The following is a 1,124-nucleotide window of genomic DNA, read 5'->3' as shown; positions in this document are numbered from 1 at the left end:
GAAGGCTGAGGTTTTACCACTAAACTACACCCGCATAATAATAGATATCAAATTTTATTACCTTACGCTCGTAATATGAGATTGCTTTGCTTCTGCATCTACAAGCATACTCGATGATGTTCATACTTCGGGGAAACTCGCAGCTAATTCATAAGAAGTAATTGCTCGTAACCACACCAGTACATTCAAGAGAACATATTATTGTAAGTGGTCGGGAAGACAGGATTTGAACCTGCGACCCCTTGGTCCCAAACCAAGTGCTCTACCAAGCTGAGCTACTTCCCGTAATGGCGCGCCCGAGAGGAGTCGAACCCCTAACCTTTTGATCCGTAGTCAAACGCTCTATCCAATTGAGCTACGGGCGCTCTTGTTTCGAAGCGACAAGTAATATCATATCATTTTATCAATTACATGTCAACAAATTTTTTAAATTAGTTTTTTGGTGCGGCCGAGAGGACTTGAACCTCCACGGGATTACCTCCCACTAGGCCCTCAACCTAGCGCGTCTGCCATTCCGCCACGACCGCATAAACAGAAAGTGGTGCGGGTGAAGGGAGTCGAACCCCCACATCATAAGATACTAGATCCTAAGTCTAGCGCGTCTGCCAATTCCGCCACACCCGCATATTTAAATGGTGAGCCATGAAGGACTCGAACCTTCGACCCTCTGATTAAAAGTCAGATGCTCTACCGACTGAGCTAATGGCTCATGTTTTGTACATGATCTTACTCATTTAGTTGTTTCATCTAATAAACCCCTGCATCTACCAGCCTATTCACAGAAGCTGTGTGCTTCGGGGTTACTCGCAGATTATTCGGTGATGTGTTGCTTGTTGCTCGTCACGTTGCAAGATTAATCGATGATGCTTACGCTCCTCGCAAAATCTTCAATGAAGATTATTCAAGAAGTAAGTTTGGCTGGGGTAGCAGGATTCGAACCTACGCATGACGGAATCAAAATCCGTTGCCTTACCACTTGGCTATACCCCAATTATATGGATATGGCGGTCCTGACGGGACTCGAACCCTCGACCTCCTGCGTGACAGGCAGGCTTTCTAACCAACTGAACTACCGGACCGTATTAAATTAAAAATGGTGACCCGTACGGGATTCGAACCCGTGA

Annotated in this window: 7 tRNA genes; all 7 read right to left on the bottom strand. The window is 45.8% G+C overall.

The annotated features are described in order from the left end of the window. Positions 1–208 precede the first annotated feature (208 nt). Positions 209–285: transfer RNA gene (locus tag RZN25_07785), tRNA-Pro, on the bottom strand. Between the two features lie 3 nt (positions 286–288). Next, positions 289–365, bottom strand: a tRNA-Arg gene (locus RZN25_07780). A gap of 75 nt (positions 366–440) precedes the next feature. Then, a tRNA-Leu gene (locus tag RZN25_07775) sits at positions 441–527 on the bottom strand. A 12-nt stretch (positions 528–539) separates the two neighbouring features. Beyond that, positions 540–624: transfer RNA gene (locus tag RZN25_07770), tRNA-Leu, on the bottom strand. Between the two features lie 9 nt (positions 625–633). Then, positions 634–709: transfer RNA gene (locus RZN25_07765), tRNA-Lys, on the bottom strand. Positions 710–915: 206 nt separating this feature from the next. Further along, positions 916–990, bottom strand: a tRNA-Gln gene (locus tag RZN25_07760). A gap of 12 nt (positions 991–1,002) precedes the next feature. Continuing rightward, positions 1,003–1,079 (bottom strand) — tRNA-Asp (locus RZN25_07755). Positions 1,080–1,124: the final 45 nt, after the last annotated feature.

Source organism: Bacillaceae bacterium S4-13-56 (assembly GCA_040191315.1).
GTDB lineage: Bacteria > Bacillota > Bacilli > Bacillales > JAWJLM01 > JAWJLM01.
Note: the sequence above shows the minus strand (reverse complement) of the source record. Positions and strands in the feature narration are given on the sequence as shown.